This is a genomic window from Sphingosinicellaceae bacterium (assembly GCA_019285715.1).
Classification (GTDB): Bacteria; Pseudomonadota; Alphaproteobacteria; order Sphingomonadales; family Sphingomonadaceae; genus Glacieibacterium.
On the sequence record CP079108.1, the window covers coordinates 3,619,912 to 3,645,337 of the forward strand.

A 25,426-nucleotide genomic window follows, 5' to 3' on the forward strand; every position below is an offset into this window, starting at 1 on the left:
ACGAAGCGAAGCGCCATGCCCGCAAAGCAGAACGGCCCGCCCCGGATGGAGCGGGCCGGAGATTACTTGCCCTTGGCAGCAGCTTTGGCAGCCCGGGCGGCAGCGATCGCCTTGGGTCCGGCGAGCGGCTTGCGCTCCGCCCGGCCCTTGGCTTCGCGTGCCGTGGCACGGTCGACCTTCTGCTCGTCGCGGCTGCGTGGTGCGGCCTTCGGAGCCGGCAGTTCGAGGCTACCACCGGCGGCTTCGAGAGCCGCCTTGGCACCGGCGCTGGCACCGGCGAGCTTCAGCTTGAGCGGGGTGGTCAGGACGCCCTTGCCGAGCAGGCGGACGCCTTCACGGGCGTGGCTGATGACACCGGCGGCGACCAGCGCGGCGCCGTCGAGAACGGTGTCGGCGTTGATCTTGCCGGCATCGACTGCGGTCTGCAGCGTGCCCAGGTTGACCTCGGCATACTCGACGCGGAAGACGTTGTTGAAGCCACGCTTCGGCAGCCGCATGTGGAGCGGCATCTGGCCGCCTTCGAAGCCGGCGATGCTGACACCCGAACGGCTCTTCTGGCCCTTCTGGCCGCGGCCGGCGGTCTTGCCGACGCCCGAACCAATGCCGCGGCCGACACGGACGCGCGACTTGCGGGCGCCGGGATTATCTCGAAGGTCGTTCAGTTTCATGGTGTGCACTCGCTTTCGCTTTGGTCGCGCAGTTAAGGTTTATTGCTTCGCTCGATCGCACATGGATAATATCCGGCAAGATATCCGAAAAAGTATCCAGCGTATCCAGCGATACACAAGGCGGTCAAGCTGATCATGACGCGAACATAAACGTTTGCCGTCAATCGGCTCAAATTACTCGCCCTCGACGCTCAGCAGATGCCGGACCTTGCGGATCATCCCGCGGACCGAAGGGGTGTCCTCCAGCTCCCGCGAGCGGTGCATCTTGTTGAGGCCGAGACCAATCAGCGTCGCTTCCTGGTCGGGGCGACGGCGGATCGGCGAGCCGGTCTGGGTGATCTTGACGGTGTTGGCCATGTTCGTAGTCCTCAGGCGACCGCTTCGGCGTCGGCTTCGACGGTCCGCGAACCGGCGTCGCCACGGCGTGCCATCAGGTCGGCGATCTTCTTGCCGCGACGCTGCGCCACCGACTTCGGCGACGTCTGCAGGCCGAGTGCCGCAAACGTGGCGCGGATCATGTTGTACGGGTTGCTGGTGCCGACCGACTTGGTCACCACGTCCGAGACGCCGAGGCTCTCGAACACGGCGCGCATCGGGCCGCCGGCGATGATGCCGGTACCCTGGGCAGCCGAGCGGACATAGACCTTGCCTGCACCGAAGTGGCCGTAGCCGTCGTGGTGGAGGGTGCGGCCGTCACGCAGCGGCACGCGGATCATCGCCTTCTTGGCGGCGGCGGTCGCCTTGGAGATCGCCTCCGGAACTTCGCGCGCCTTGCCGTGGCCGAAACCGACCCGGCCCTTGGCATCGCCGACGACGACGAGCGCTGCAAAGCCGAAGCGCTTGCCGCCCTTTACCGTCTTCGAGACACGGTTGATGTGCACGAGCTTTTCGACGAGCTCCTCGCCACCATCGCTCGAACCGCCGCGGCTGTCGTTGCGACCACGGCCGCCACGATCGTTGCCGCCACGACCACGACCGCCGCCGGGACCACCGGGGCCACCGCCGCCGGGACCGTTGCGACGCCCTGCGTTGGGGCCTGCGCCTGCTGTCTCAGCCATCGCTTAAAACTCCAACCCGCCTTCGCGGGCTCCCTCGGCGAGCGCCTTGACGCGGCCGTGAAACAGAAAACCGCCGCGGTCGAAAACGACGCTGGTGACGCCCGCCGCCTTGGCGCGCTCAGCCAGCCGCTTGCCGACGTCCGCCGCTGATCCGCAGGTCGCGCCGGTCGTCTCGCGGACATCCTTCTCGAGCGTCGAGGCGGCAGCGACGGTGGTGCCGAGGCTGTCGTCGATGATCTGCGCGTACATGTGCTGCGAGGTGCGGTGGATCGACAGGCGGGGACGCGCGCCGGCCTTGGCACGGAGCGAGGTCCGCACCCGGCGACGCCGCTGCTCGAACAGGGAGAGGTTCTTGCCCATTACTTCTTCTTCCCTTCCTTGCGGAAGATGATTTCGCCGCGGTACTTGATGCCCTTGCCCTTGTAGGGCTCCGGCTTCCGCCAGCGGCGGATTTCGGCAGCGACCTGGCCGACGACCTGGCGGTCTGCACCGCTGATCTCGATCGTCGTCTGGTCGGGCGTCTTGATCGCGATACCCTCGGGGATCGGATAGTCGACGTCGTGGCTATAGCCGAGTTGCAGCTTCAGGTTCTTGCCCTGCACCGACGCGCGGTAGCCGACGCCGGTGATCTCGAGGACCTTGGTGAAGCCGTCCGAGACGCCGACCACGAGGTTCGACACCAGCGTGCGGTGCATGCCCCAGAAGGCGCGCGCCCGCTTCGTCTCGTTCGCGGGAGCGACAGTGATGCCGTCGTCGCCGAGGACATACGAGATCTCGTCGACCATCTTCATCGCGAGCATCCCCTTGGGACCCTTCACGCTGAGCTGGCCGCTCTCGATGGAGGCGGTGACGCCTGCCGGCATGGGGACCGGCTTCTTTCCGATGCGCGACATACTCAGAATACCTGGCAGAGGACTTCGCCGCCGACATTCTGCTCGCGCGCTTCCGCGTCGGACAGAACACCCTTGGGCGTCGAGACGATCATGATCCCGAGCCCGTTGCGGACGCGGGGGATTTCGGTGGCGCCCGAGTAAACCCGGCGGCCGGGCTTCGAGACGCGGGCGACGTGCTGGATCGCCGGCTGGCCCTCGAAATACTTGAGGTCGATACGGATGCCCGCGGCGGGACCCATGTCGGCATCGCTGTAGCCGCGGATATAGCCTTCGCGCTGGAGCACGTCCAACACGCGGGCGCGGAGCTTCGAGCCCGGCGTCAGGACCGAGTCCTTGCGCGCCTGCTGGCCATTGCGGATGCGGGTGAGCATGTCACCCAGGGGATCGGTCATCGACATGTGGCGTTCCTACCAGCTGCTCTTGGTCACGCCGGGGATCAGGCCCTTGTTGGCCAGCTCCCGGAGCATGATCCGCGACAGCTTGAACTTGCGGTAATAGGCGCGGCTGCGGCCGGTCAGCTCGCAGCGGTTGCGGACGCGGCCCGGGGTCGCATTGCGCGGCAGCTCGGACATCTTGAGGCGGGCCAGCAGGCGCTCGCTGTCATCGAGCGACTCGTCGGCGGCAATCGCCTTCAGGGCCGCGAACTTCGGCGCGAACTTCTTGACCAGCGCCTTGCGGTGCTCGTTCTTCTTGATCGAGGAGAGCTTGGCCATGCTTAAGCCGCCTTTGCCACGGGCTCGATCATCCCGATGAAGGGAAAGCCGAACGCCTTGAGGAGCGCGCGCGCCTCGTCGTCGGTGCGCGCGGTGGTGGTGATGATGACGTCCATGCCGCGGACCTGGTCGACCCGGTCATAGCTGATCTCGGGGAACACGAGCTGCTCCTTGAGGCCCATCGCGTAGTTGCCACGCCCGTCGAACGACTTCGGGTTCAGGCCGCGAAAGTCGCGGACGCGCGGCAGCGCGATGGTCACGAGACGGTCGAGAAACTCGTACATCTTCTCGCGGCGCAGCGTCACCTTGCAGCCGATCGGCATACCTTCGCGCAGCTTGAAGGTCGCGACCGACTTCTTCGCCTTGGTGATGACAGGCTTCTGGCCCGCGATCAGCGCCATCTCGGCAGCCGCCACGTCGACCTTCTTCTTGTCCTGGGTGGCTTCGCCGACACCCATGTTGATGACGATCTTGTCGATCTTGGGAACCTGCATCAGGTTCTTGTAACCGAACTCCTCGATCAGCGCGGGACGCACCTTCTCCTGATAGAGAGTCTGCATCCGCGTCAGGTTTGCCTGATCAGCCATCGATCACTTCTCCCGAGCGCTTGGCGACACGCACCTTGCGACCGTCTTCCAGAAACTTGAATCCAACCCGCGTCGGCAGGCCCGTCTTCGGGTCCTCGATCGCGACCTTGGAGACGAACATCGCCGCTTCGATGCGCTCGAGACCACCCTGGGGGTTGGCCTGGCTCGCCTTCTTGTGGCGCGTCATCATGTTGATGCCGCTGACGATGACCTTGCCGGTCTTCGGCATGGCGGTCGTGACGACGCCGTGCTTGCCCTTGTCCTTGCCGGACAGGACGACGACCTTGTCACCCTTCTTGATCTTGGCAGCGCTCATTACAGCACCTCCGGAGCAAGGCTGATGATCTTCATGTGGCCCGAGGCGCGCAACTCGCGGACGACTGGCCCGAAGATGCGGGTACCGATCGGCTCCTCGTTCTTGTTGATCAGCACCGCGGCATTCCCGTCGAAGCGGATCACCGAACCGTCGGCGCGGCGGATGTCCTTGGCGGTGCGAACGACGACGGCCCGGTGGACGTCGCCCTTCTTCACCTTGCCCTTGGGCGCGGCTTCCTTGATCGACACGACGATGGTGTCACCGACGCCGGCGAACCGGCGCTTCGAGCCGCCGAGCACCTTGATGCACATGACGCGCTTGGCGCCCGAGTTGTCGGCGACGTCGAGGTTGGTCTGCATCTGGATCATACGTGCGATCCTTCGATCACTTGCCCGGCGGTCACGGTGTCGAGCACGCGCCAGGTCTTGAGCTTGCTAATCGGGGCACACTCTTCGATGCGCACCACGTCACCGGTCTTGACGGCGTTCGCCTCGTCATGGGCGTGGTACTTCTTCGAGAGGCGGATGATCTTGCCGTAGACCGGGTGACGGACCTGGCGCTCGATGAGCACCACGACCGTCTTGTCGGTCTTGTCGGAGACGACTGTCCCCTGCAGGATGCGCTTGGGCATTACTTCGTCTCCTGCGCGGCTGTCGCGCGCTGCGTCTGCAGCGTCTTGATGCGCGCGATGGTGCGGCGGACGGTCCGCACGCGGGCCGGCTTCTCGAGCTGCCCGGTCGCGGCCTGGAAGCGCAGATTGAACTGCTCGCGCTTCAGCTCGCCGAGCTGCGTCGCCATCTGGTCGTCCGACTGGACCTTCAAATCTTGCGTCTTCATCTGCTTATGCCTCGCCGGTCGGCTCGCCGAGGCGAACCACAACCTTGGTCTTGATCGGCAGCTTCGCGGCGGCGCGCTCGAAGGCGCCCTTGGCGATCTCGTGGCTGACGCCGTCGATCTCGAACATGATACGGCCCGGCTTGACCCGTGCCACGTGGTACTCGATCGCACCCTTGCCCTTGCCCATGCGGACTTCGGCCGGCTTCGACGTCACCGGGATGTCCGGGAAGATGCGGATCCACAACCGGCCGGCACGCTTCATGTGACGGCTGATCGCGCGACGTGCCGCTTCGATCTGGCGCGCGGTGATCCGCTCGGGCTCCATCGCCTTCAAGCCGAAGGCACCGAAGTTGAGTGCCGAGCCGCCCTTGGCGTCGCCGTGGATGCGACCCTTGAACTGCTTGCGGTACTTGGACTTTTTGGGCTGCAACATCTTGTATTACCTCAGCGCGCCGGACGGACGCCGGAAGTCTGCGCTTCCATCATCAGCCGGTCCTGCGACATCGGGTCGTGACCCAGGATTTCGCCCTTGAAGATCCACACCTTGACGCCGCAGACACCATAAGCGGTGTGGGCCTGCGCTTCGGCATAATCCATGTTGGCGCGCAGCGTGTGCAACGGCACCCGGCCCTCGCGATACTGCTCGCTCCGCGCGATCTCGGCGCCGCCGAGACGGCCACCGCACGAAACCTTGATGCCGTCGGCACCGAGGCGCATCGCCGACTGAACTGCGCGCTTCATGGCCCGGCGGAAGGCGATCCGGCGCTCGAGCTGGTCGGCGATGCCCTGCGCGACGAGGCGCGCATCGACTTCCGGCTTGCGGATCTCGACGATGTTCAAGGAGACTTCGCTCTTCGTCATCTCGCCAATCTGGCGGCGGAGCTTCTCGATGTCCGCGCCCTTCTTGCCGATAATCACACCAGGACGAGCAGCGTAGATCGAGACGCGGCACAGCTTGGCCGGACGCTCGATGACGACCTTCGAAATCGCGGCCTGCATGTGCGTCTTCATGATGAAGCTGCGGATGCGCAGGTCCTCCAGGAGCAGCGTGCCATAGGTGTCGCCTTCGGCGTACCAGCGGCTGTCCCAGGTGCGGTTGATCTGCAGGCGCAGACCGATCGGATTGGACTTGTGACCCATTATGCTTGCTCCGCCGGATCGGCCAGTTCGCGCACCACAACGCGTAAGCGGCTGAACGGCTTTTCGATGCGCGCCGCACGACCACGGGCGCGCGGGGTAAAGCGCTTCATGACCAGGGCCTTGCCGACGCTCGCCTCGTGGACGATCAGCGCGTCAACATCGAGGTTGTGGTTGTTCTCGGCGTTGGCGATCGCGGACGCCAGAACCTTGCGCACGTCGAGCGCCATGCCCTTCTTGGAGAAGGTCAGGATGTCGAGCGCGTCCGACGCCTTGCGGCCGCGGATAAGGCCGGCAACGAGGTTGAGCTTGTACGCCGAGCCACGAATGGTCGTCGCCAGTGCCAGCGCCTCGCGGTCGCCGACCTTGCGGGGATTGTTGGGCTTGCCCATCAGCGCTTGGCCTTCTTGTCGGCGGCGTGACCCGTGAAGGTCCGCGTCGGTGCGAACTCGCCGAGCTTCATGCCGACCATGTCCTCGTTGACCGAGACCGGGATGAACTTGCGGCCATTATAGACGCTGAAGGTCAGGCCGACGAACTGCGGTAGGATCGTCGAACGGCGCGACCAGGTCTTGATCGGACCACGCGTGGTTCCAGCCTGCGCGGCCTCGGCCTTCTTGACGACATGCAGGTCGACGAACGGACCCTTCCAGACGGAGCGGCTCATAGTCAGCCCTTCTTCTTCTTGGCGTGACGCGACCGGATGATCATGTGGTCGGTCGACTTGTTGGAGCGCGTCTTCGCACCCTTGGTCGGCTTGCCCCACGGGGTCACCGGATGGCGACCGCCCGAGGTCCGGCCTTCACCACCGCCGTGCGGATGGTCGACCGGGTTCTTGGCAACACCGCGGGTCAGCGGGCGACGGCCCATCCAGCGGACGCGACCGGCCTTGCCGAGGTTCTGGTTCGAGTTGTCGGGGTTCGAAACCGCGCCGACCGTCGCCATGCAATCGGAGCGCGTGTAGCGCTGCTCGCCCGAGTTCAACCGGATGATGACCATGCCGCGGTCACGACCGACGACCTGGACGAAGGTACCGGCGGCACGGGCGATCTGGCCACCCTTGCCGGGCTTGAGCTCGACGTTGTGCACGATGGTGCCGACCGGCATCGAGCCGATCTCCATCGCATTGCCGGGCTTGACGTCGACCTTCTTGCCGGCAGTGACGACATCGCCGACGGCGAGGCGCTGCGGCGCGATGATATAGTTCTGCTGGCCGTCCGGATACTTGACGAGCGCAATGAACGCCGACCGGTTGGGGTCGTACTCGAGCCGCTCGACGGTCGCCGTGACGTCCCAGGTGCGACGCTTGAAGTCGACGATGCGGTACAGCTGCTTGTGGCCGCCGGCGATGCCGCGAGCCGTAGCGTGACCCATGTTGTTGCGTCCGCCCGACTTGCGCAGACCCTCGGTCAGTGCCTTGACGGGACGACCCTTGAACAGGTGCGACCGGTCGACGAGGATCAGGCCGCGGCGACCCGGGCTCGTCGGATTATAGGATTTCAAAGCCATGACTTAGATTCCCGTCGTCACGTCGATGCGGTCGCCTTCGGCGAGCGTCACGACGGCCTTCTTCTCATCGGCGCGGGTGTAGGGCTTGCCCTTCCAGCGCTTGTTCTTGCCCTTCTGGACCATCGTGTTGACGGCCATGACCTTGACCGAGAACAGCGCCTCGATGGCAGCCTTGATCTCAGGCTTGGTGGCGCGGTTCGCGACCTTGAAGACGACCTGGTTGAATTCGCTGACCATCGTCGACTTCTCGGTAATGACCGGCTTCAGCACGATGTCGTAGTGCTTGAGATCGATCGCCGCCGGGGCGGATTTGGGGGCCTTAGCCATTGACGCGCGCCTCCAGGCTAGCAACCGCGGCGCGGGTCAGGACCAGCGTGTCGTGGTTGAGGATGTCGTAGACGTTGGCGCCGATTGCCGGCAGCACGTCGATCTTGTGCAGGTTGGCGCAGGCCATCCCGAAGTGGGTGTCGATCGCATCGCCGTCGATGAACAGGCCGCTGGTGATGCCGAGGCCCTCGAGCCGCGCGAGCAGCGTCTTGGTCTTGGCTTCATCGAGCGTCAGGTTCTCGACGACCACCAGCTTGCCCTCGGCGGCCTTGACCGAGAGAGCGATGCCGAGGCCGAGGCGACGGATCTTCTTGTTGAGGCCCGGATCGAAGTCACGGACGCGGGGACCGTGAGCCTTACCACCACCGATGAACTGCGGCGCGGCGCGGTTGCCGTGGCGGGCGGTACCGCCACCCTTCTGGTTGCCGAGCTTCTTGCCGGTGCGCTTCACTTCGCTGCGCTCGCGCGCCTTGCGGGCGGTGGCGCGGCGCTTTTCGAGCTGCCACGTCACGACGCGGTGCAGGATGTCGACGCGCGGCTCCTTGCCGAACACGGCGTCCGACAACTCGATGTCGCCGGCGGCCGAATTGTCGAGGTTCTTGACTTCAAGCTTCATGGCTCAAGCCTCCTCGGTAGCGGTTGCGGGGGTGGCGTCGTTGACCTGTGCGGCTTCGACGGCCTCGTTCTCGATGACCGGGGTCTCGGCAACGGTGTCGGCCGGAGCAGCGTCACGCGACCTGAACGAACCGGGGTACGGCGCGTCGGCGTGGCGCGCGACCTTGACCGCGTCCTTGATCAGCAGCCAGCCACCCTTGTGACCGGGGACCGAGCCCTTGAGGAAGATCAGGCCGCGCTCGACATCGGTCGAGACGACTTCGAGGTTCTGCTGGGTGCGCTGACGGTCGCCCATGTGGCCGGCCATCTTCTTGCCCTTGAAGACCTTGCCCGGATCCTGGCGCTGGCCGGTCGACCCGAGCGAACGGTGCGAGACCGAGACGCCGTGGGTGGCGCGGAGGCCACCGAAGTTCCAGCGCTTCATGCCGCCCTGGAAACCCTTACCGACGGTATCGCCGGTAATGTCCACGAACTGGCCGGCAACGAAGTGGTCCGCCGACAGGGCCGCACCGACATCGAGCAGCGCGTCTTCCGACACGCGGAACTCGGCGACATGCGCCTTGGGCTCGACCTCGGCCGCAGCGAAATGGCCACGCTCCGGCTTCGTCGTGTTCTTGGCTTTCTTGGCACCCGCGCCGAGCTGCACCGCGGTGTAGCCGTCACGCTCCTGGGTGCGGGTGGCGACGACCTGGCAGCCCTCGAGCGCCATGACCGTCACCGGGACATGTTTCCCGTCGCTCAAAAAGAGCCGGGTCATTCCCATTTTCTTCGCGATCACGCCACTGCGCATGATCAATTCCTTTCCTATCAGAGGCCCCAAGCAGGGGCTTGACCAAATGAAGTTCGCTCCGCGTATTTCGTTCGTAAGTTCAAGCCTGGAGCTTGATCTCCACATCGACGCCGGCGGCGAGGTCGAGCTTCATCAGCGCGTCCACGGTCTGCGGCGTCGGGTCGACGATATCGAGAAGCCGCTTGTAGGTGCGGACCTCGAACTGCTCGCGCGACTTCTTGTCGACGTGCGGGCCCCGGTTCACGGTGAACTTCTCGATGCGCGTCGGCAGCGGAATCGGACCACGAATGGCGGCACCGGTGCGCTTGGCCGTATCGGCGATCTCACCCGTGGCCATATCGAGGACCCGGTGATCGAACGCCTTCAGGCGGATGCGAATGTTCTGCGTGTCCATCGAAACCAATCAAATCTCAAAAACGAAGCGGCCCAGCGAGTAAGCGCGGGCCGCTCAACTCGAATCGCTGGGATCCGAGGCGAGCGGCCCTATAGCCTTACTTGCTGATCTGCGCAACCACGCCCGAACCAACGGTGCGGCCGCCTTCGCGAATTGCGAAGCGCAAACCCTGCTCCATGGCGATCGGAGCGATCAGCTTGACCTGCAGCTGGACGTTGTCGCCCGGCATGACCATCTCGGTGCCCTCAGGCAGCTCCACGGTGCCGGTGACGTCGGTGGTGCGGAAGTAGAACTGCGGGCGGTAATTGGCGAAGAACGGCGTGTGACGGCCACCCTCGTCCTTCGACAGCACGTAGACCTCGGCGGTGAACTCGGTGTGCGGCTTGATCGAGCCCGGCTTGCAGAGAACCTGGCCGCGCTCGACGTCCTCACGCCCGACACCGCGCAGCAGCGCGCCGATGTTGTCGCCGGCCTGGCCCTGGTCGAGCAGCTTGCGGAACATCTCGACGCCGGTGCAGACGGTCTTGCGGACCTCGGGAGCGATACCGACGATCTCGACTTCCTCGCCGACCTTGACGATGCCGCTCTCGACGCGACCGGTGACGACCGTGCCGCGACCCGAGATCGAGAATACGTCCTCGATCGGCATCAGGAACGGACGGTCGAGCGGACGCGCCGGCTGCGGGATGTACTCGTCGACAGTCTTCATCAGGGCGATGATCGCGTCGCGACCGATCTCGTCGCGCTTGCCGTCGAGGGCGCAGACAGCCGAACCCTGCGTGATCGGCGTGTCGTCACCCGGGAAGTCGTACTTCGACAGCAGCTCACGGATCTCGAGCTCGACGAGCTCGAGGATTTCGGCGTCGTCGACGAGGTCGACCTTGTTCATGAACACGACCATCGACGGCACGCCGACCTGCTTGGCGAGCAGGATGTGCTCGCGGGTCTGCGGCATCGGGCCATCGGTCGCCGAGACGACGAGGATCGCGCCGTCCATCTGGGCGGCACCGGTGATCATGTTCTTCACATAATCGGCGTGGCCCGGGCAATCGACGTGCGCGTAGTGGCGCGCTGCCGTCTCGTACTCGACGTGCGCGGTCGAGATCGTGATGCCGCGCTCGCGCTCCTCGGGAGCCTTGTCGATGTCGGCGTACGCCGTGAACGTGGCGCCACCGGTCTCGGCGAGAATCTTGGTGATCGCGGCGGTCAGCGACGTCTTGCCATGGTCGACATGACCAATGGTGCCGATGTTGCAGTGCGGCTTGTTCCGCTCGAATTTCGCCTTACCCATGAGTCCTCATCCTTCGTCGAATTGCTGCCCGGCCCGGGGAGCCGGGGCGTCTAGTTTCTGTGCAAGTAAAAGTAAAGGCGCTGACCGAAATCAGGCCATCTTGAGCTTGATTTCCTCGGCCACGTTCGAGGGCACTTCCTCGTAATGGCTGAACTGCATCGTGTACTGCGCGCGACCCTGCGACATCGAGCGGAGCTGGTTGACGTAGCCGAACATGTTGGCCAGCGGCACCATCGCCTCGATCACCTGGGCGTTGCCACGGCTGTCGGTGCCCTGGATCTGGCCACGACGGCTGTTCAGGTCGCCGATGACATCGCCCATGAAGTCCTCGGGGGTGACGACCTCGACCTTCATGACCGGCTCCAGCAGCTTGATGCCGGCCTTGGTGGCGGCTTCGCGCATGCCGCCGCGACCGGTGATCTCGAACGCCAGCGCCGACGAGTCGACGTCATGGTAGGCACCGTCATACAGGCGCGCCGTGAAGTCGATGATCGGGAAGCCGATCAGCGAACCCGAAGCGGCGACCTCGCGGATGCCCTTCTCGACCGAAGGAATATACTCCTTCGGAATGTTGCCGCCCTTGACCTCGTCGAGGAAGATAATGCCCGAACCACGCTCGCCGGGCTCAACCGAGAACTTGATGCGGCCGAACTGGCCGGAGCCGCCCGACTGCTTCTTGTGGGTGTAGTCGACGTCGACCTTGCGGGCGAGTGATTCGCGGTACGCGACCTGCGGCGCGCCGACGTTGGCCTCGACCTTGAACTCGCGGCGCATGCGGTCGACGAGGATCTCGAGGTGAAGCTCGCCCATGCCCTTGATGATAGTCTGGCCGCTCTCCTGGTCCGACGAGACGCGGAAGGACGGGTCCTCCTGCGCCAGGCGGTTGAGGGCGATGCCCATCTTCTCCTGGTCGGCCTTGGTCTTGGGTTCCACCGCGACCTCGATAACGGGGTCCGGGAACTCCATGCGCTCCAGGATGATCGGCTTCAGCGGCGCGCACAGCGTGTCGCCCGTGGTGACGTCCTTCAGCCCGACCAGCGCGACGATGTCGCCGGCATAGGCTTCCTTGATGTCCTCGCGGTTGTTCGCATGCATCAGCAGCATGCGGCCGATCTTCTCGCGCTTGTCCTTGACCGAGTTGAGCACGGTCGAGGCGGCTTCCATCTTGCCCGAATAGATGCGGGCAAAGGTCAGCGTGCCGACGAACGGGTCGGTCATGATCTTGAAGGCGAGCGCCGAGAACGGTGCATCGTCCGAAGCTTCGCGGATCTCGTCCTCGTCCTTCAGGTTGATGCCGTGCATCGGCGGAATGTCGAGCGGGCTCGGCAGATAGTCGACGACGGCGTCGAGCAGGGGCTGGACGCCCTTGTTCTTGAAGGCCGAGCCGCACAGCACCGGCACGAACGCGAACGCCAGCGTGCCCTTGCGGATCAGCGACTTCAGTTCAGCGGTCGTCGGCTCGGTGCCTTCGAGGTACGCCGTCATCAGGTCGTCGTCCTGCTCGACCGCCATCTCGATGAGGTCTGAGCGCGCGGCAGCGGCAGCCGCCTTCATGTTCTCGGGGATTTCCTCATACTCGAACTTGGCGCCGAGGCTCTCCTCGAGCCAGACGATGGCGCGGTTCTCGACGAGGTCGACGAGGCCGATGAAATCACCCTCGAGGCCGATCGGCAGGTACAGCACCGCCGGACGCGCACCGAGGCGGTCCTTGATCATCTCGACGCAGCGGTCGAAGTTCGCGCCGGTGCGGTCAAGCTTGTTGACGAAGCACATCCGCGGGACTTTGTACTTGTCGGCCTGGCGCCACACCGTCTCTGACTGCGGCTCCACGCCGGCAACGCCGTCGAAGCACGCTACCGCACCGTCGAGCACGCGCAGCGAACGCTCGACTTCGATGGTGAAGTCGACGTGGCCGGGTGTGTCGATGATGTTGATGCGGTGGTCGTTCCAGAAGCACGTCGTCGCGGCAGACGTGATCGTGATGCCCCGCTCCTGCTCTTGCTCCATCCAGTCCATCGTCGCGGTGCCTTCGTGCACTTCGCCGATCTTGTAGGACTTGCCGGTGTAATACAGGATACGTTCGGTGGTCGTGGTTTTCCCGGCGTCGATATGCGCCATGATCCCGATGTTTCGGTACATGTTGAGCGGGGTCGTGCGAGCCATTTCGGGCAGTCCTAAATCAGCGTTGTGCTTGCGAATTCGACGATGTGATCAGGGGAAGAACAGCTTGGTGATCGCTGCTCCTGCCCCCAGCAAGGCCGCCGTCGCGAGCATTGCCTGAAAGATCATCGCGCGCGGCAGAAATTCAACCTCGGCTGCAATCTTCCGCACTTCAACACGCGTTTTCGAGATTTCCTCGAGCGTCTTGTCGATGCGCGCGATCTGCTCGCGCAGGTCGAGCGAAGGTTCCAGCTGGGTTGCCATGCCGCCTCCTAGCACATCCCGCCTACCAGCGGTAATGCGAGAAGGCGCGGTTGGCTTCGGCCATGCGATGCGAGTCTTCGCGCTTCTTGACCGCGGTACCGCGGTTATTGGCGGCGTCGACCAGTTCACCCGACAGGCGCTGGGCCATCGTGTGCTCCGAGCGGTTGCGCGCGGCACCGATCAGCCAGCGAATGGCCAGGGCCTGCGAACGCTCGGGACGAACCTCGACGGGGACCTGGTACGTCGCACCACCGACGCGGCGGCTGCGCACCTCGATGCCCGGGCGGACGTTCGCCAGTGCATCGTGGAACACGCCGATCGGATCGCGACGGGTCTTCGACTCGACGGTCTCGAGGGCATTGTAGACGATCGACTCAGCGACCGACTTCTTGCCTTCGACCATGACGAGATTCATGAACTTGGAAAGGATGACATCCCCGAAACGGGGATCGGGGAGAATTTCGCGCTTCTCCGGGCGACGACGACGGGCCATCTATCTGATCCTTACTTAGGCCGCTTCGCGCCGTACTTCGAGCGCGACTGCTTGCGGTCCTTGACGCCCTGGGTGTCGAGCTGGCCACGGATGATGTGGTAGCGCACGCCGGGAAGGTCCTTGACGCGACCGCCGCGGATCATGACGACCGAGTGCTCCTGGAGGTTGTGCTTCTCACCCGGGATGTATCCGATGACCTCGAAGCCGTTGGTCAGGCGCAGCTTGGCGACCTTGCGGAGTGCCGAGTTCGGCTTCTTCGGGGTCGTCGTGTAGACGCGCGTGCAGACGCCGCGCTTCTGCGGGCAGGCTTCCATCGCGGGAACCTTGTTGCGGGCCTTCTGCGGCTCGCGACCCTTGCGGATCAGCTGGTTAATCGTTGGCATGCGTTCACGTCACCTTATCTGTTCGGTCAGACCGATCCCCAACGGACCGATCTCACCTACTCCAGCCTTGCACCACCCTCACGGCATAAGCGCGAAAGGCCCCATCTCTGAGGCCCGTCGCGCGCGGCACAGCCTGTCGTTGCACGTTTCCGACACCGGCGGGCCGAGTCTCATGGACCCCACCGCCGAACGGAAGCGGGCCTTTACTGGAAGGTCCGCCGCCAGTCAACGGGTGCACCGCGAGGCCCCGTGGCGGAGAGGGTGGGATTCGAACCCACGGTGCGCTTACACGCACAACGGTTTTCGAGACCGTCCCGATCGACCACTCTGGCACCTCTCCGCGAGGCGTTGTCGGGGCCGCTGGCCCGGTCGAGCCGGGGCCTATAGACCGGCCGAGCGGCGCTTGCCAAGCCTTGGCAGCGCCCGGCCCTTCACGAAACCCGACATGCGCCTATATGTTGTGCAGTAGAGAGGCGTACCACCATGACGATTTCCGGTTCAGAGAACGACGAGATGGCGACGCCGGAAGGCAATGTCGCGGCGACCGCCAGCTTCGGCATCGGCGAGATCGTGCGCCACAAGCTGTTTCCGTTCCGCGGCGTGATCTTCGATGTCGACGCCGAGTTCGCCAACTCCGACGAGTGGTGGGAGGCGATTCCCGAGCCGGTGCGCCCGCGCAAGGATCAGCCGTTCTACCACCTCCTCGCCGAGAACGACGACGCCGCCTATGTCGCCTACGTCAGCCAGCAGAATTTGATCCGCGAAGGCGACGGCGCCGAGGAAGTCGGCCACCCCGCAATCAAGCAGATGTTCGGCGCGTTCGAGGGCGGCCGCTACATGCTGCGTCCCGAGGTGCGGAACTAGACCGACGGCAATGTCATCCCGGGCTCGATCCGGGACCCAGCTAACCCAGCGCTCGAACTCCGGAGTTAGCTGGGTCCCGGGTCGAGCCCGGGATGACATTGCCGTCAGATTCGCTTCGTCACGCCGATCGCGACACGGCATCCTGCGCGGATCACCGCGCTGAGCAGCGGGTAGCCGCCCATCTCCTCGGCCCCGTGCGCGATCGCGGTCGCCTTGTGCTCGACCTCCTCGGCCTGGAAGTCCGCGATGTGCGCCTCGAGTTCGGGGTCGCTGCCCGCGAGCGCGTCGCGCTGGGACTGGTAGTGCGCGTCGATCTCGGTCTCGACGGCGGCCGTGCACGCCATCGCCGCCTTGGGGCCGAGCAGCGCCGTCGCCACGCCGAGCGCATAGCCCGCAACGTGCCACACCGGCTGCAGCAGCGTCGGCCGTACCCGGCGCTCGGTCAGCAGGCGCTCGAAGACTTCGAGGTGGCGCTGCTCCTGGAACTTCATCCGCGCAATCTCGGCACTGCCCGGCGCGCGGCCGCCCATCACCGCCAGCTGCCCGGCATAGATTCGCGCCGCGCCGTACTCGCCCGCGTGGTCGACGCGGATCATCTGGGCGGTGCTCTCCCGGCGGTCGCCCGGCAGTGCTAGCGTTTTCTCAGTAGCCACAACGCGCCTCCAGCGATCCCGAACGACAGGACCCCGTTCCACCCTGCCATCGAAAGCCCGAACAGGGACCACGCCGCCGTGTCGCAGCGGACCAGCGCGGTCGCCATCACCTGCGCCATGATGTCGGCGCTGCTGCCGCCGTTGAACGCTGCGCTGCACGCCGTCGGCCCAGTCCACCAGTGCAGCTCGACGCCCATGTGGAAGAAACCGATTGCGCCACTGGTGAGCGTTGCCAGCGCCGCCAGCGTCACGACGACGCGGTTGCTGCGCAATGCCCAGGCCAGCAGGCCGAGCACAATCGCCGCGAGGTGCGGCCAGCGCTGCCACAGGCACATCTCGCACGGCGCGAGCCCGCCGACGTGCTGGAACAGCAATGCCCCGCCGAGCAGCGCGCTCGACCCGAGCAGGACGAGGGCGTTGGCGACTTGATTAGAGCGCATAGCGAACCACCACGAACACCGCGAGCAGGCCCGCGACAGCAATCGCCACCGAATGGAAGTGGCGTTCGATATAGCCCTGTGCGGCGCGGCCATAGTATTTGAGCAGCAGTGCCACGACGAGAAAGCGCCCGCCGCGCCCGATGACCGAGGCGGTCAGCGCCCCGAGCAGGCCGAGATGGACACTGCCCGCAGCAATCGCCGCGGGCATCGGCGCGACGAGGAAGGCGAGCGGCCACAGTAAGGCATTGCCGGCGACGGCGCGCCCGAACTCCTCGAACTCGGCGGTGCGGCCGGTCACTTCCAGGATCGGCACGCCGACGCGCTCGAACAGGAACGCGCCGATGTAATAGGCAATGACCGCCCCTGCGGCCGAAGCGATGGTGCCGAGCGCGGCGTAGCGGAGCGCATGCCGGGGCCGTGCGATCGACATCGGCAGCTGCATCAGCTCGGGCGGTACGGTGAAGAACGCACCGTCGATGAAGGCGACGGTCGCCAGCCACAGCGGCGCGGCGGGGCGCCCGGCCAGTTCGAGCATCCGGTCGTAGAGGCGGCGCAGCACGGCAGCTCCGTCGGTTGGACCGGCGCACCGGCGGCGCGCGGCGTCTAGCACCCGCTCAGGTCGCGGTCACCCTCTCAACCGACACGACCGCCGGCGCCGCCTTCAACGCAGCGGTGATCGCGTTCAATTGCTGCAGGTCGACGACCTCGATGTCGATGATGTCGGTGTGGAACTCGCGGTCGCGGTGCTTCAGCGACAGGTTGACGATGTTGCCGGCGTGGCCCGCGATGATGTTGGCGACCGCCGCCAGCGCACCCGGCTGGTTGTGGACGACGGTGGCGACGCGCGCCGTGGCCCCCGGGCTCTCGGGGTCCCAAGCGAGGTCGAGCCGGTCGCCCGCCTCGCGCTCGAGCACCGGGCATTCGAGCGCATGAACCTCGACCCCCTGCCCCGGCCGCGACAGCCCGGCGATGCGGTCGCCCGGCACCGGGTGGCAGCACGACGCGAGGTGGAAGGCGGCACCCTCGCTTAGCCCCTTGATCGGGATCGCGGGCGCGGCCTTGGTCTTGCGCGGCTTGCGCGTGCCCTCGGTCGAGCCCGGGTGCAGCGCCTCGCGCAGCGCCGTTTCGCCAACCGTCTGGCGGGCGAGCGCGACGAACAGCGCAGAGCGGTCGGGCAGCTTGAGCCGGGTCAGCGCGGCACCCACCGCCTCGTCGCTGTCGAGCAATTTGTAGCGGGTCAGCACCGCGTCGAACAACTGACGGCCCATGGTGAGCTGGGCGTCGCGCTCGCGGGCCCGGACCTGGCGGCGCACCGCGGCGCGCGCCTTCGGGGTCACCACGAAACTCTCCCACGCCGGGTCGGGCGCCCGGACCTTGGAACGCAGGATCTCGACCTGGTCGCCGTTGACCAGCCGGGTCCGCAGCGGCACGTCGCGGCCGTTGACGCGCGCGCCGATGCAGGTGTCGCCGATCTCCGAATGGAGCTGATAGGCAAAGTCGACCGGAGTCGCGCCCTTGGGCAGCGGTTGCAGCGCGCCCTTCGGGGTGAACACGAAGACCTGGTCCTCGAACATCGCCATGCGGGTATTCTCGAGCACCTCCTGCGGGGTCTGCGCGTGCTCGAGCATCTCGACGAGGTCGGCGAGCCACGGATAGCTTTCGCGTGCTGCGGCACCCTCGTCGCCCTGCTTGTAGGCCCAGTGCGCGGCGACCCCGAGTTCGGCCTCGGCATGCATCGCGGCATCGCGGATCTGGATCTCGATTCGGGTGCCCTCGCTGTAGAACACCGTGGTGTGGAGCGAGCGGTAGCCGTTGCGCTTGGGCGTCGAGATGAAGTCCTTGAAGCGCCCGAACACCATCTTCCAGTGCTGGTGGATGATGCCGAGCGCGCGGTAGCAGTCGGCGGGCGAGGTCGTCACCACCCGGAACGCCATGACGTCGGACAGCGCCTCGAAGGCGACGCGGTGGCCCTCCATCTTGCGCCAGATCGAGAATGGCCGCTTCTCGCGGCCCTGCACGGTCGCCTCGACGCCGTGCTTGGCCAGCTGCGTCCGGATGTCGTTCGAAATCCGCGCCACCATATCGCCGCCGCCGGCGCGCAGCCGGTCGAGCCGCGCGACGATCGAGGCGTGCGCCTCCGGCTCGACCTCGCGGAAGCCGAGCTCGTTCAGCTCGTCCATGACCTCGTACATGCCGATCCGCCCGGCCAGCGGCGCATAGATGTCCATCGTCTCGCGCGCGATCCGACGGCGCTTGTCGGGATTCTTGATGTGGACCAGCGTCCGCATGTTGTGCAGGCGGTCGGCCAGCTTGACGAGCAGCACGCGGATATCGTCCGACATCGCCAGCAGGAACTTGCGGAGGTTCTCGGCCGCGCGCTCGTCGTCGGACTGCGCCTCGATCTTCGACAGCTTGGTGACCCCGTCGACGAGCCGCCCGACGCTCTTGCCGAACAGCCGGTCGATCTCGTCCTGGGTCGCGACGGTGTCCTCGATGGTGTCGTGGAGAATGCCGGTAGCGATCGTCTCGACGTCGAGGTGAAGGTCCGTGAGGATGCCCGCGACCTCGATCGGGTGGCTGAAATACGGGTCGCCCGAGGCGCGCAGCTGCGCGCCGTGCGCCTTCAGCGAGAAGACATAGGCCCGGTTGAGCAGGTCCTCGTCGGCCTGCGGGTCGTACGCCTTGACGCGCTCGACGAGTTCGTACTGACGGAGCATGCCCTCAACGTAGTGGAGAAGTGCAGCAGGGCAATGGAATTGAAGTTAATGGAATCGCAACGATGACGCAGCCGCGGTCGGGCTAGCGGACGACCGCTAGCCCGACCGCGGCTTACTCGTAATCCGGACCCATGTTCTGGTTGCGCGGCGGCTGCGCGGCCGTAAGCCGGAGCGCTTCGGCCGAGGCGGCGAGCGAGCCGACCGCGTCCGGGGTCTCGTCGTTGTCGGCGATGACACGCTGCATCGAAGCGATCAGCGACTCCGCGAGGATCGCGGGCGAGACTGTCTCCTCGGCGATCTCGCGCAGGGCGACGACGGGGTTCTTGTCGCGGTCGCGGTCGATCGTCAGTTCGCCGCCGCTGCTGATCTGGCGGGCGCGCTGGCCGGCGGCGAGCACGAGCTCGAAGCGGTTCGGAATCTTGTCGACGCAATCTTCGACGGTAACGCGCGCCATCTGCTACTCCGGGGTGTTCTGGAAGGCCGCGTCGGCTACAGCCACCCGGCTCTCAAGTCAAGGTTTTGCCTTGACCTCGCCCCCCGACGCCGCTAACGCCCCCGCTTCGCAATTGGCCCTGCACCCCCGGTGAAGCAGTGGCCGCGCATGGCAGTTCCTTAGGCAGGAGCTCGGTCATGCGGTGCGAGACCGGGGTATGCGGGCATCCTGCCTGCAGTCAAAGCGAATTGGACCGACATGACCAAGCGTACCAGTGCGAAGTACAAGCTCGACCGCCGTATGGGTGAGAACATCTGGGGCCGCCCGAAGTCGCCCGTCAACAAGCGCGAATACGGTCCCGGCCAACACGGCCAGCGCCGCAAGTCGAAGCTGTCGGACTTCGGCATCCAGCTCAAGGCGAAGCAGAAGCTCAAGGGCTATTACGGCGACGTCACCGAGAAGCAGTTCCGCGCCACCTACGCCGAGGCCGTCCGCCTCAAGGGTGACACGTCGCAGAACCTGATCGGCCTGCTCGAGCGCCGCCTCGACATGGTCGTCTACCGCGCCAAGTTCGTGCCGACGATCTTCGCGGCGCGCCAGCTCGTCAACCACGGCCACGTCATGGTCAACGGTCGCCGCTGCAACATCGCCTCGGCGCGCGTCTCGCCGGGTGACACCATCGAGCTCGGCAGCAAGGCCAAGGACATGGCGCTGGTCATCGAAGCCCAGGGCCTCGCCGAGCGCGAGACCCCCGAGTACGTCGCCGTCGAAGGCACCAAGGCCACCTACGTCCGCGTCCCGACGCTGGACGAGGTTCCCTACGCGGTGAAGATGGAGCCGAACCTGGTCGTCGAGTTCTACTCGCGCTAAATCCGAACTGCGGTCGCGATTAGCGGCTGCGTCCCAACTTACTCCCGTCATCCCCGCGCAGGTGGGCACCCATCACCCCGCAATGTCGTGGTGATGGGTCCCCGCCTTCGCGGGGATGACGTGCGTCCGGGGGGATGACGTGCGTTTGCGGGAGGCGGCGCGCGTCTGGCCTACCCCCTACCCCGCCGCTGCCACTTTAGCCGCCCGCGCCTGCGCCACCGCCGCCTTCAGCGCATCATACCCGACCATCCCCATCAGCACCCGGTCGCCGACGACGTAGCTCGGCGTCCCCGTCAGCTGCAGCTCGCGCCCGAGGTCGAGGTTTTTCGTCACCTCCGCCTTGAGGTCCGGCGCGGTCAGGTCCTTCGCGGTCTTCGCCGGGTTCAGCCCCGCCGCCGTCGCCGCCGCCAGAGTACGATCGTGGCTCAGCCGTCCCGAACCCGCGAACAGCCCGTCGTGGAATGCGAGATACTTGCCCTGCCGCGCCGCCGACAGGCTCGCCATCGCGGCCTCGGTCGAGGGCTCGCCGAGCACCGGGAAATCGCGGAACACCACCTTGAGCTTGGGATCACTGGCGATCAGCCGGTCGACATCGGCATGCGCCGCCTTGCAGTACGGGCAGGCGTAATCGAAGAACACCACCAGCCGGACGTCGCCGTTCGGATTGCCCGCGACGGCCCCGGCGAAAGGCGTCTCGAGGGCGCTGCGGTGCGCCGCCAGCGTCTTCGCGACCGTCCGCGCCTCCAGCCCGTTCATCGCCTCGGGAATGATCTCGGGGTGCGCGAGGATGTACTCGCGGACGATCTGCTCGATCGCGGCGCGGTCCTTGCCCGTGATGCCCGCAGCCGGGTCGCCGCTCGCTTGGCCCGTGACCAGCACCGTCGCCATCACAGCCGCGCCCACGCCCGCCGTCAGTGCCAATCCACGCATCGTCATGCTCGCAATCTTGTTCATCGGGTGTGTGCCGCTCAGCGCCGGTGCTTGCGGTCGGCAATTTCGTTCGAGGCGAACTCGGCGATGTCGTCCGCCCGCAGCCAGTCGCGGCTGCCCTTGGGGAGCCCGGCGCGGGCAAAGCGCGCGCGCGCCGCCGCGGTCTTCATCTCGCCCTCGAGGCTGCTGCTCTCGGCCTGCGCCAGCGCGGCGCGGGGCTCATCGTGCTGGCGGTCGTAGATGACCCCGAGCTGGTACCAGGCGAAGGGGTTCTCAGGGTCCTGCTGGATGGCGCGCTTGAGTACCGGGATCGCCTCCTCGAAGTCCTTGGGGTCCTCGGTGGCGATCAGCGCGTGCCCGTACAGCGTCGCGATCAGCGGCTCGTTGCCCGCCGCCGCGACGGCGCGCCTGAGTACCGGCACGGCTTCCGCCGGCTTGCCCCCCTCGAGCAGGATCTGGCCCTTCAGCTCGAGGAAATACGGGTCGTTCGGCGCGGTCTTGAGCAGCGCGTCGATCTCCAGCCCGGCGGCGTCGTCATAGGCGCTGCGGTGCCACGCATAGGCCCGAGCATAGCGCGCGCCCGCCGACACGTCGCTGTCGGGATAGGTCGCGAAGACGTGCTTGGGGTCATCGACATAGCCGACCAATTTGCCCTTGATCCGCAGGAAGCGCGCCTGCAGCGCCGCGTCGACCGGCGTGTTCCAGTACGGCGACGCCTTCAGGTCGGCCTCGAGGTTCTCGATACGCTGGCCCGACAACGGGTGGGTGCGGTCGTAGGCGTTGTCCTGCTTGATCGCGAGCCGGTACTCTTCGCCGAGCAATTTGTGGAAGAAGTCGATCATGCCCTTGCCGCTGATCCCGGCGGTGCGCAGGAAGCCCGCACCGGCGGCGTCGGCGCGGCTCTCGACGTCGCGGCTGAACGCCAGATACTGGCTCTGCGCGATGCCGAGCCCGCCGCCCAATATGCCCATCGCCGCGTCGGGCGCGCCGGCGGCGACGGCCGCACCCGCCAGCAGCAGCGACAGGATCGAGATGCGGGTCGCTGGCCCGGCGCCCTCGCCGAAGCGGATCAGATGCCCGCCCGCAACGTGGCCGAGCTCGTGGGCGATGACGCCCTGCAGCTGGTTGACGTTGTCGGCCGCGATGATCAGCCCGGAAAAGATGAAGACGTTCTGGCCACCCGCCGCGAACGCGTTGATCGAGGGATCGCCGACGAGGACGACCTGCACCGACTTCGGGTCGAGGCCGGCCGCCAGGATCAGCGGCCGCGCGATGTCCTTGAACAGCGCCTCGGTCTCGGCATCGCGGAGGATCGACGGCGCGGACTCCTGCGGCATCGCCGGCGTCGCCGCGACCAGCGCGAGCGCCATCCCGGCATATCTGGCTAGCTTGCGGGCAGGAGACACGGCGCTCACCTCGCCGCCATAGACTGAACCCGTGGTGAAGGGGAGACTTTCCGGCGTCGTTCCGTCATAAGCCGCGACATGAAATTCCTCGATCAGGCCAAGATCTACCTGCGCTCCGGCCAGGGCGGCGACGGAGCGGTGTCCTTCCGGCGGGAGAAGTTCGTCGAGTTCGGCGGTCCGGACGGCGGCGACGGCGGCAAGGGCGGCGACATCATCTTCGAGAGCGTAGCCGGGCTGAACACGCTGATCGACTTCCGCTACTCGCAGCACTTCAAGGCGCAGCGTGGCACCGGCGGCTCGGGCCGCAACCGCACCGGCGCGGGCGGCGACGACCTGATCATCAAGGTGCCGGTCGGGACGCAGGTCATCGACGACGAGACCGAGACGCTGCTCGCGGACTTTACTGCTCCCGGCCAGCGCATCATCCTGCTGCGCGGCGGCGACGGCGGCAAGGGCAACGACTTCTACAAGACCTCGACCAACCGCGCCCCACGCCAGTTCCAGCCGGGCTTTCCGGGTGCGGAGTGCTGGGTCTGGCTGCGCCTCAAGCTGATCGCCGACGCGGGCCTGCTCGGCCAGCCCAACGCCGGCAAGTCGACCTTCCTCAACGCCGTCACCAACGCCGAGGCCAAGGTCGGGGCCTACCCGTTCACGACCCTGAAGCCCCAGCTCGGCGTCGTCGGCTGGAAGGGCCGCGAGTTCGTCCTCGCCGATATTCCCGGGCTGATCGAAGGCGCGGCGGAAGGCGTCGGCATCGGCGACCGCTTTCTCGGCCACATCGAGCGCTGCCGCATCCTGCTGCACCTCGTCGATGCCAGCGCCGACGACCCGGTGGCGAACTACGAAGTCGTCCGCGACGAGCTCGAAGCCTACGGCGCCGGCCTCGACGACAAGGACGAGATCGTCGCGCTGTCGAAGTCCGACGCGGTCGACGCCAAGACGCTGACCAAGCTCAAAAAGAAGCTCGCCAAGGTGTCCGGGGCGGAGGTGTTCGTGCTGTCGGCGCTCAGCCGCGCCGGGGTCGACGACGTGCTCGACCGGCTGATCGAGGTCGTCGGACGCGCCAGCGAGCAGAAGGACTCGGAGGCGAAGGCGTGGACGCCGGTCTAGCAACGCGTGCGGAACTGTTCCGCTTGACAAAACGAACCATATCGGCTAGTGAGAGGATGTCGGATGGTCCTGCGCCGTTCGATGCCGGGACGAGGGCGCGCTACCCGAACCCCGGCGCGATCGATGCAGGGGCAATCACGGATAGTCGCCGCCACCGGCAACCCGCGAGACATCGACCGGACGCGCATCCGGACGCTGGACCGCACCCCCTACGACCCGAACACGCCGATGGCGTCCTGCCCCTGCATCGTCCGCGCTGCTGCCGCATCCACGCCAAGGCCCCCGCCCAGTTTGCGCCGGGAGGGGAAAATAGCCCGGGATGGACGGCGAGACACTCGCCCCCACGGTGTTGGAACACCGGCGGGGGCTTCCGAGCGTCTGCCGTCCTGCCCCCCGTGAACCGGGAGGCGCGCCGTTGAGCGCCCGCTTCGCCCCCGCCGCGGCCCCGCGCCTGGTCGTCAAGATCGGCTCCTCGCTCCTCGTCGGCAGCGACGGTGCGGTCCGCCGCGACTGGCTCGCCTCCGTCCTCGCCGACATCGCGACGCGGCGAGCCGCTGGCCAGCAGGTCGCGATCGTCTCATCGGGAGCGATCGCGCTGGGCGCACGGCGGCTGGGCCTCGCGAAGGGCGGGCGGGCCAGCCTCGAGGATGCGCAGGCCGCGGCCGCGTGCGGCCAGATCGAGCTGGCGCGGACCTATGCCGAACTGCTCGGGCATCACGACACGGTTGCCGCGCAGATTCTGCTGACCTTGGGCGATCTGGAGGACCGGCGTCGCTACCTCAATGTCGCGGCGACGCTCGATCGGCTGCTGTCGCTCGGCGCGGTGCCGGTGCTGAACGAGAACGACAGCGTCGCCACCCAGGAAATCCGCTTCGGCGACAACGACCGGCTCGCGGCGCGCGCGGCGCAGGCGGCGCAGGCGGGCGCGGTGATCCTGCTCTCCGACATCGACGGGCTGTACACCGCCAACCCGCGCCTCGACCCGGCCGCGACGCTGATCCCGGCGGTCGAGCGCATCGCCGACGTCGCGCACATGGCGGATGGGACCTCGGCCTCGGGGCTCGGCTCGGGCGGCATGGCGGCAAAGGTCCAGGCGGCGCGCATCGCGGTACAGGCGGGCATCCACCTCGCGGTCGTCGACGGGCGTGCCGACCATCCGTTGCAGCGCTTCGACTCGACCGGCCACGGCACGGTGTTCGTCGCCGAGGGTGGTGCCAGCGCGCGCAAGGCGTGGCTGGCGGGTCGCCTGACCGTCGCGGGAAGACTGACGATCGATGCCGGCGCCGCGGCAGCGCTCGGGCGCGGCAGCAGCCTGCTTGCAGCGGGAGTCGTCACGGTCGAGGGCGAGTTTGCGCGCGGCGATGCGGTCGCGGTAATCGCCGGCGGCACGGTCATCGCCCGCGGTCTGGTCGCCTACGATGCCACCGAAGCCCGCGCCATCGCGGGCGTGCGCAGCGACGCCCAGGCCCCGATCCTCGGCTATGCGCCGCGTTCGGCGATCATTCACCGCGACCAGCTGGTGCTCGTCGCCGGGACATGAAAAAGGGCGGGCGGTTTGACCCGCCCGC

37 protein-coding genes and 1 tRNA gene are annotated in these 25,426 nt (G+C 66.6%); 4 read left to right on the forward strand and 34 right to left on the reverse strand.

Annotation, left to right across the window (positions count from 1 at the left end; translation table 11 throughout):
* Positions 1-62: 62 nt before the first annotated feature.
* The 27 genes from rplO to KX816_16720 form a co-directional block, all read right to left on the reverse strand.
* A complete protein-coding gene (gene rplO, locus KX816_16590; GenBank protein ID QXQ05812.1) occupies positions 63-668 on the reverse strand; it encodes a 50S ribosomal protein L15 in 606 nt (201 codons plus the stop codon).
* 174 nt (positions 669-842) lie between these two features.
* A complete protein-coding gene (rpmD, locus tag KX816_16595) occupies positions 843-1,025 on the reverse strand; it encodes a 50S ribosomal protein L30 (protein QXQ05813.1) in 183 nt (60 codons plus the stop codon).
* Between the two features lie 11 nt (positions 1,026-1,036).
* Positions 1,037-1,726: a 30S ribosomal protein S5 gene (gene rpsE, locus KX816_16600; protein ID QXQ05814.1), complete on the reverse strand. Its 690-nt coding sequence runs from the start codon at positions 1,724-1,726 to the stop codon at positions 1,037-1,039.
* A 3-nt stretch (positions 1,727-1,729) separates the two neighbouring features.
* Positions 1,730-2,086, reverse strand: a complete 357-nt coding sequence (gene rplR, locus KX816_16605) for a 50S ribosomal protein L18 (GenBank protein ID QXQ05815.1) — start codon at positions 2,084-2,086, stop codon at positions 1,730-1,732.
* Entirely contained in the window at positions 2,086-2,619 is a 534-nt protein-coding gene (rplF, locus tag KX816_16610) for a 50S ribosomal protein L6 (GenBank protein QXQ05816.1), read from the reverse strand. The genes rplR and rplF overlap by 1 nt, the downstream gene beginning before the upstream one ends.
* 2 nt (positions 2,620-2,621) lie before the next feature.
* On the reverse strand, positions 2,622-3,017 hold the full coding sequence (gene rpsH, locus KX816_16615) for a 30S ribosomal protein S8 (GenBank protein QXQ05817.1): 396 nt from the start codon (positions 3,015-3,017) through the stop codon (positions 2,622-2,624).
* Between the two features lie 9 nt (positions 3,018-3,026).
* Positions 3,027-3,332 (reverse strand): 30S ribosomal protein S14, encoded by a 306-nt coding sequence (gene rpsN / locus KX816_16620; GenBank protein QXQ05818.1) that lies wholly within the window; start codon positions 3,330-3,332, stop codon positions 3,027-3,029.
* A gap of 2 nt (positions 3,333-3,334) precedes the next feature.
* Complete coding sequence (gene rplE, locus KX816_16625; GenBank protein ID QXQ05819.1) at positions 3,335-3,919, reverse strand: 50S ribosomal protein L5; 585 nt, start codon at positions 3,917-3,919, stop codon at positions 3,335-3,337.
* Complete coding sequence (gene rplX, locus KX816_16630; protein ID QXQ05820.1) at positions 3,912-4,235, reverse strand: 50S ribosomal protein L24; 324 nt, start codon at positions 4,233-4,235, stop codon at positions 3,912-3,914. Before rplX ends, rplE begins: the two co-directional genes overlap by 8 nt.
* Positions 4,235-4,603, reverse strand: coding sequence for a 50S ribosomal protein L14 (gene rplN / locus KX816_16635; GenBank protein QXQ05821.1), 369 nt, complete (start codon positions 4,601-4,603; stop codon positions 4,235-4,237). The genes rplX and rplN overlap by 1 nt, the downstream gene beginning before the upstream one ends.
* Positions 4,600-4,866, reverse strand: coding sequence for a 30S ribosomal protein S17 (rpsQ, locus tag KX816_16640; GenBank protein ID QXQ05822.1), 267 nt, complete (start codon positions 4,864-4,866; stop codon positions 4,600-4,602). Before rpsQ ends, rplN begins: the two co-directional genes overlap by 4 nt.
* Positions 4,866-5,072 carry a 50S ribosomal protein L29 gene (gene rpmC / locus KX816_16645; protein QXQ05823.1) on the reverse strand — a complete coding sequence of 69 codons (207 nt, stop codon included), beginning with the start codon at positions 5,070-5,072 and terminating at the stop codon, positions 4,866-4,868. Before rpmC ends, rpsQ begins: the two co-directional genes overlap by 1 nt.
* 4 nt (positions 5,073-5,076) lie before the next feature.
* On the reverse strand, positions 5,077-5,505 hold the full coding sequence (rplP, locus tag KX816_16650) for a 50S ribosomal protein L16 (protein QXQ05824.1): 429 nt from the start codon (positions 5,503-5,505) through the stop codon (positions 5,077-5,079).
* A gap of 11 nt (positions 5,506-5,516) precedes the next feature.
* A complete protein-coding gene (rpsC, locus tag KX816_16655; GenBank protein ID QXQ05825.1) occupies positions 5,517-6,212 on the reverse strand; it encodes a 30S ribosomal protein S3 in 696 nt (231 codons plus the stop codon).
* The gene (gene rplV, locus KX816_16660; GenBank protein QXQ05826.1) at positions 6,212-6,601 is read right to left on the reverse strand and encodes a 50S ribosomal protein L22; all 390 of its coding nucleotides are present in this window, start codon (positions 6,599-6,601) and stop codon (positions 6,212-6,214) included. Before rplV ends, rpsC begins: the two co-directional genes overlap by 1 nt.
* Positions 6,601-6,876, reverse strand: a complete 276-nt coding sequence (gene rpsS, locus KX816_16665) for a 30S ribosomal protein S19 (GenBank protein ID QXQ05827.1) — start codon at positions 6,874-6,876, stop codon at positions 6,601-6,603. Before rpsS ends, rplV begins: the two co-directional genes overlap by 1 nt.
* Before the next feature lie 2 nt (positions 6,877-6,878).
* Positions 6,879-7,718, reverse strand: coding sequence for a 50S ribosomal protein L2 (gene rplB, locus KX816_16670; protein ID QXQ05828.1), 840 nt, complete (start codon positions 7,716-7,718; stop codon positions 6,879-6,881).
* Positions 7,719-7,721: 3 nt separating this feature from the next.
* On the reverse strand, positions 7,722-8,045 hold the full coding sequence (locus tag KX816_16675; protein ID QXQ05829.1) for a 50S ribosomal protein L23: 324 nt from the start codon (positions 8,043-8,045) through the stop codon (positions 7,722-7,724).
* A complete protein-coding gene (gene rplD / locus KX816_16680; protein ID QXQ05830.1) occupies positions 8,038-8,661 on the reverse strand; it encodes a 50S ribosomal protein L4 in 624 nt (207 codons plus the stop codon). The genes KX816_16675 and rplD overlap by 8 nt, the downstream gene beginning before the upstream one ends.
* Before the next feature lie 3 nt (positions 8,662-8,664).
* On the reverse strand, positions 8,665-9,450 hold the full coding sequence (rplC, locus tag KX816_16685) for a 50S ribosomal protein L3 (protein QXQ05831.1): 786 nt from the start codon (positions 9,448-9,450) through the stop codon (positions 8,665-8,667).
* A gap of 79 nt (positions 9,451-9,529) precedes the next feature.
* Complete coding sequence (gene rpsJ, locus KX816_16690; protein ID QXQ05832.1) at positions 9,530-9,844, reverse strand: 30S ribosomal protein S10; 315 nt, start codon at positions 9,842-9,844, stop codon at positions 9,530-9,532.
* A gap of 97 nt (positions 9,845-9,941) precedes the next feature.
* Positions 9,942-11,135 carry an elongation factor Tu gene (tuf, locus tag KX816_16695; protein ID QXQ05833.1) on the reverse strand — a complete coding sequence of 398 codons (1,194 nt, stop codon included), beginning with the start codon at positions 11,133-11,135 and terminating at the stop codon, positions 9,942-9,944.
* Between the two features lie 90 nt (positions 11,136-11,225).
* Positions 11,226-13,298, reverse strand: coding sequence for an elongation factor G (gene fusA, locus KX816_16700; GenBank protein QXQ05834.1), 2,073 nt, complete (start codon positions 13,296-13,298; stop codon positions 11,226-11,228).
* A 48-nt stretch (positions 13,299-13,346) separates the two neighbouring features.
* Entirely contained in the window at positions 13,347-13,559 is a 213-nt protein-coding gene (locus KX816_16705) for a hypothetical protein (protein ID QXQ05835.1), read from the reverse strand.
* Positions 13,560-13,581: 22 nt separating this feature from the next.
* Positions 13,582-14,052: a 30S ribosomal protein S7 gene (gene rpsG / locus KX816_16710; protein QXQ05836.1), complete on the reverse strand. Its 471-nt coding sequence runs from the start codon at positions 14,050-14,052 to the stop codon at positions 13,582-13,584.
* 11 nt (positions 14,053-14,063) lie between these two features.
* Positions 14,064-14,435, reverse strand: a complete 372-nt coding sequence (rpsL, locus tag KX816_16715) for a 30S ribosomal protein S12 (GenBank protein QXQ05837.1) — start codon at positions 14,433-14,435, stop codon at positions 14,064-14,066.
* Positions 14,436-14,685: 250 nt separating this feature from the next.
* A tRNA-Ser gene (locus KX816_16720) sits at positions 14,686-14,775 on the reverse strand.
* A 143-nt stretch (positions 14,776-14,918) separates the two neighbouring features.
* Between KX816_16720 and hspQ the strand changes: the two genes are divergently transcribed.
* Positions 14,919-15,299, forward strand: a complete 381-nt coding sequence (gene hspQ, locus KX816_16725) for a heat shock protein HspQ (protein QXQ05838.1) — start codon at positions 14,919-14,921, stop codon at positions 15,297-15,299.
* A 104-nt stretch (positions 15,300-15,403) separates the two neighbouring features.
* On the opposite strand, the gene KX816_16730 is transcribed toward hspQ, so the two are convergent.
* The 5 genes from KX816_16730 to rpoZ all read right to left on the reverse strand — a co-directional run bounded on the left by KX816_16730 (position 15,404) and on the right by rpoZ (position 19,563).
* Entirely contained in the window at positions 15,404-15,895 is a 492-nt protein-coding gene (locus KX816_16730; protein QXQ08632.1) for a demethoxyubiquinone hydroxylase family protein, read from the reverse strand.
* A gap of 35 nt (positions 15,896-15,930) precedes the next feature.
* On the reverse strand, positions 15,931-16,392 hold the full coding sequence (locus tag KX816_16735) for a disulfide bond formation protein B (protein QXQ05839.1): 462 nt from the start codon (positions 16,390-16,392) through the stop codon (positions 15,931-15,933).
* A complete protein-coding gene (locus tag KX816_16740) occupies positions 16,382-16,951 on the reverse strand; it encodes a DedA family protein (protein ID QXQ05840.1) in 570 nt (189 codons plus the stop codon). The genes KX816_16735 and KX816_16740 overlap by 11 nt, the downstream gene beginning before the upstream one ends.
* A gap of 55 nt (positions 16,952-17,006) precedes the next feature.
* Entirely contained in the window at positions 17,007-19,109 is a 2,103-nt protein-coding gene (locus KX816_16745) for a bifunctional (p)ppGpp synthetase/guanosine-3',5'-bis(diphosphate) 3'-pyrophosphohydrolase (GenBank protein QXQ05841.1), read from the reverse strand.
* Positions 19,110-19,221: 112 nt separating this feature from the next.
* Complete coding sequence (gene rpoZ / locus KX816_16750; protein QXQ05842.1) at positions 19,222-19,563, reverse strand: DNA-directed RNA polymerase subunit omega; 342 nt, start codon at positions 19,561-19,563, stop codon at positions 19,222-19,224.
* 237 nt (positions 19,564-19,800) lie between these two features.
* Between rpoZ and rpsD the strand changes: the two genes are divergently transcribed.
* Positions 19,801-20,412 carry a 30S ribosomal protein S4 gene (gene rpsD / locus KX816_16755; protein QXQ05843.1) on the forward strand — a complete coding sequence of 204 codons (612 nt, stop codon included), beginning with the start codon at positions 19,801-19,803 and terminating at the stop codon, positions 20,410-20,412.
* 177 nt (positions 20,413-20,589) lie between these two features.
* Here rpsD and KX816_16760 read toward each other — a convergent pair whose 3' ends face one another.
* Both KX816_16760 and KX816_16765 read right to left on the reverse strand, forming a co-directional pair.
* Complete coding sequence (locus KX816_16760) at positions 20,590-21,366, reverse strand: DsbA family protein (protein ID QXQ05844.1); 777 nt, start codon at positions 21,364-21,366, stop codon at positions 20,590-20,592.
* A gap of 14 nt (positions 21,367-21,380) precedes the next feature.
* Positions 21,381-22,712, reverse strand: coding sequence for a M48 family metalloprotease (locus tag KX816_16765; protein QXQ05845.1), 1,332 nt, complete (start codon positions 22,710-22,712; stop codon positions 21,381-21,383).
* 114 nt (positions 22,713-22,826) lie between these two features.
* On the opposite strand from KX816_16765, the gene obgE reads away from it, so the two are divergent.
* Positions 22,827-23,858, forward strand: coding sequence for a GTPase ObgE (gene obgE, locus KX816_16770; GenBank protein QXQ05846.1), 1,032 nt, complete (start codon positions 22,827-22,829; stop codon positions 23,856-23,858).
* 319 nt (positions 23,859-24,177) lie between these two features.
* Positions 24,178-25,398, forward strand: coding sequence for a glutamate 5-kinase (gene proB, locus KX816_16775; GenBank protein ID QXQ05847.1), 1,221 nt, complete (start codon positions 24,178-24,180; stop codon positions 25,396-25,398).
* The last annotated feature ends 28 nt before the right edge of the window (positions 25,399-25,426 follow it).

Excerpts from the sequence above, each read along its gene's own strand:
- rplO (QXQ05812.1), bottom strand. The coding sequence starts at position 668 with ATGAAACTGAACGACCTTCGAGATAATCCCGGCGCCCGCAAGTCGCGC.
- rpmD (QXQ05813.1), bottom strand. The coding sequence starts at position 1,025 with ATGGCCAACACCGTCAAGATCACCCAGACCGGCTCGCCGATCCGCCGT.
- rpsE (QXQ05814.1), bottom strand. The coding sequence starts at position 1,726 with ATGGCTGAGACAGCAGGCGCAGGCCCCAACGCAGGGCGTCGCAACGGT.
- rplR (QXQ05815.1), bottom strand. The coding sequence starts at position 2,086 with ATGGGCAAGAACCTCTCCCTGTTCGAGCAGCGGCGTCGCCGGGTGCGG.
- rplF (QXQ05816.1), bottom strand. The coding sequence starts at position 2,619 with ATGTCGCGCATCGGAAAGAAGCCGGTCCCCATGCCGGCAGGCGTCACC.
- rpsH (QXQ05817.1), bottom strand. The coding sequence starts at position 3,017 with ATGTCGATGACCGATCCCCTGGGTGACATGCTCACCCGCATCCGCAAT.
- rpsN (QXQ05818.1), bottom strand. The coding sequence starts at position 3,332 with ATGGCCAAGCTCTCCTCGATCAAGAAGAACGAGCACCGCAAGGCGCTG.
- rplE (QXQ05819.1), bottom strand. The coding sequence starts at position 3,919 with ATGGCTGATCAGGCAAACCTGACGCGGATGCAGACTCTCTATCAGGAG.
- rplX (QXQ05820.1), bottom strand. The coding sequence starts at position 4,235 with ATGAGCGCTGCCAAGATCAAGAAGGGTGACAAGGTCGTCGTCCTGTCC.
- rplN (QXQ05821.1), bottom strand. The coding sequence starts at position 4,603 with ATGATCCAGATGCAGACCAACCTCGACGTCGCCGACAACTCGGGCGCC.
- rpsQ (QXQ05822.1), bottom strand. The coding sequence starts at position 4,866 with ATGCCCAAGCGCATCCTGCAGGGGACAGTCGTCTCCGACAAGACCGAC.
- rpmC (QXQ05823.1), bottom strand. The coding sequence starts at position 5,072 with ATGAAGACGCAAGATTTGAAGGTCCAGTCGGACGACCAGATGGCGACG.
- rplP (QXQ05824.1), bottom strand. The coding sequence starts at position 5,505 with ATGTTGCAGCCCAAAAAGTCCAAGTACCGCAAGCAGTTCAAGGGTCGC.
- rpsC (QXQ05825.1), bottom strand. The coding sequence starts at position 6,212 with ATGGGTCACAAGTCCAATCCGATCGGTCTGCGCCTGCAGATCAACCGC.
- rplV (QXQ05826.1), bottom strand. The coding sequence starts at position 6,601 with ATGGGCAAGCCCAACAATCCCCGCAAGGTCGGCGACCGCGAGGCGCTG.
- rpsS (QXQ05827.1), bottom strand. The coding sequence starts at position 6,876 with ATGAGCCGCTCCGTCTGGAAGGGTCCGTTCGTCGACCTGCATGTCGTC.
- rplB (QXQ05828.1), bottom strand. The coding sequence starts at position 7,718 with ATGGCTTTGAAATCCTATAATCCGACGAGCCCGGGTCGCCGCGGCCTG.
- KX816_16675 (QXQ05829.1), bottom strand. The coding sequence starts at position 8,045 with ATGGCTAAGGCCCCCAAATCCGCCCCGGCGGCGATCGATCTCAAGCAC.
- rplD (QXQ05830.1), bottom strand. The coding sequence starts at position 8,661 with ATGAAGCTTGAAGTCAAGAACCTCGACAATTCGGCCGCCGGCGACATC.
- rplC (QXQ05831.1), bottom strand. The coding sequence starts at position 9,450 with ATGCGCAGTGGCGTGATCGCGAAGAAAATGGGAATGACCCGGCTCTTT.
- rpsJ (QXQ05832.1), bottom strand. The coding sequence starts at position 9,844 with ATGGACACGCAGAACATTCGCATCCGCCTGAAGGCGTTCGATCACCGG.
- tuf (QXQ05833.1), bottom strand. The coding sequence starts at position 11,135 with ATGGGTAAGGCGAAATTCGAGCGGAACAAGCCGCACTGCAACATCGGC.
- fusA (QXQ05834.1), bottom strand. The coding sequence starts at position 13,298 with ATGGCTCGCACGACCCCGCTCAACATGTACCGAAACATCGGGATCATG.
- KX816_16705 (QXQ05835.1), bottom strand. The coding sequence starts at position 13,559 with ATGGCAACCCAGCTGGAACCTTCGCTCGACCTGCGCGAGCAGATCGCG.
- rpsG (QXQ05836.1), bottom strand. The coding sequence starts at position 14,052 with ATGGCCCGTCGTCGTCGCCCGGAGAAGCGCGAAATTCTCCCCGATCCC.
- rpsL (QXQ05837.1), bottom strand. The coding sequence starts at position 14,435 with ATGCCAACGATTAACCAGCTGATCCGCAAGGGTCGCGAGCCGCAGAAG.
- hspQ (QXQ05838.1), top strand. The coding sequence starts at position 14,919 with ATGACGATTTCCGGTTCAGAGAACGACGAGATGGCGACGCCGGAAGGC.
- KX816_16730 (QXQ08632.1), bottom strand. The coding sequence starts at position 15,895 with ATGATCCGCGTCGACCACGCGGGCGAGTACGGCGCGGCGCGAATCTAT.
- KX816_16735 (QXQ05839.1), bottom strand. The coding sequence starts at position 16,392 with ATGCGCTCTAATCAAGTCGCCAACGCCCTCGTCCTGCTCGGGTCGAGC.
- KX816_16745 (QXQ05841.1), bottom strand. The coding sequence starts at position 19,109 with ATGCTCCGTCAGTACGAACTCGTCGAGCGCGTCAAGGCGTACGACCCG.
- rpoZ (QXQ05842.1), bottom strand. The coding sequence starts at position 19,563 with ATGGCGCGCGTTACCGTCGAAGATTGCGTCGACAAGATTCCGAACCGC.
- rpsD (QXQ05843.1), top strand. The coding sequence starts at position 19,801 with ATGACCAAGCGTACCAGTGCGAAGTACAAGCTCGACCGCCGTATGGGT.
- KX816_16760 (QXQ05844.1), bottom strand. The coding sequence starts at position 21,366 with ATGAACAAGATTGCGAGCATGACGATGCGTGGATTGGCACTGACGGCG.
- KX816_16765 (QXQ05845.1), bottom strand. The coding sequence starts at position 22,712 with ATGGCGCTCGCGCTGGTCGCGGCGACGCCGGCGATGCCGCAGGAGTCC.
- obgE (QXQ05846.1), top strand. The coding sequence starts at position 22,827 with ATGAAATTCCTCGATCAGGCCAAGATCTACCTGCGCTCCGGCCAGGGC.
- proB (QXQ05847.1), top strand. The coding sequence starts at position 24,178 with ATGGACGGCGAGACACTCGCCCCCACGGTGTTGGAACACCGGCGGGGG.